The sequence below is a fragment of the Saccharopolyspora sp. NPDC003752 genome (assembly GCF_053605825.1).
In genome coordinates, this window is sequence record NZ_JBSGJZ010000095.1 from 1 (window position 1) to 1,026 (window position 1,026).

Consider the following 1,026-nt stretch of genomic DNA (forward strand, 5'->3'; position numbering starts at 1 on the left):
CCGGCCAATTCCCGCCGCCAATAACCGAGCTGCTGGGACACAAGGCTTTCCGGATCATCCTCATCCCCCAGAAGATCCCGCTGCCACAACGTGTAATCCGCATACTGCACCGGCAACGACTCCCACACCGGCACACCACCACCCCGCCGAGCCGCATAAGCATCAGCGAAATCCCGCCACAACGGCTCCAACGACCACCCATCCGCAGCGATATGGTGCAACACCAGCACCAACACCCGCTCACCACCCGAAACCACCAACAACTCCGCCCGAACCGGCAACTCACCACCCAACTCGAACGAATACCGCACCACCCGGGCGATCTCCCCATCCAACCGCCCACGATCCACCGAACTAACAATCACACCCGGCCACACACCATCCAAACCCCCCGGATCCACCACCTCCTGACACGGCACACCATCGACCTCACCAAAAACAGTCCGCAAACTCTCATGCCGCAAAACCACATCCCGCAACGCCCCACCCAACGCCCCCTCATCAACCTCACCCACCAACCGCACCACCAGCGGAATGTTGTACGTCGCCGACGGCCCCTCCAACCGATGCAAAAACCACAAACGCCGCTGCGCAAAAGACAACGGCAAACGATCAGGACGACGCCCCACCCGCACCACACCACCACGCGCCCGACCCGCACCCGACACCCGCCGCGACAACAACGCCACCGACGGAGCATCGAACACATCACTCACACTCAGCTCAACACCCAACACCCCACGAACCCGCGACACCAACCGCGTCGCCAACAACGAATGACCACCCAAATCAAAAAAACCATCATCCACACCAACACGATCAACACCCAAAACCTCAGCGAACACACCACACAAAACTTCCTCAACAAAATTCCCCGGCCCCCGCGACACAACCCGCCCCGAAAACCCAGGAACCGGAAGAGCCCCACGATCCAACTTCCCATTCACCGTCACCGGCAACTCATCCAACACCACCACAACCGGAACCATGAACTCCGGCAACCTCACACGAACAAAATCCCGAACC

At 60.0% G+C, this 1,026-nt stretch carries 1 protein-coding gene; it reads right to left on the minus strand.

Annotation, left to right across the window (positions count from 1 at the left end; all coding sequences use genetic code 11):
- A partial coding sequence (locus ACWEV3_RS43390; protein WP_452619503.1) for a condensation domain-containing protein occupies positions 1–989 on the minus strand: 989 nt, incomplete at its 3' end.
- Positions 990–1,026 lie beyond the last annotated feature (37 nt).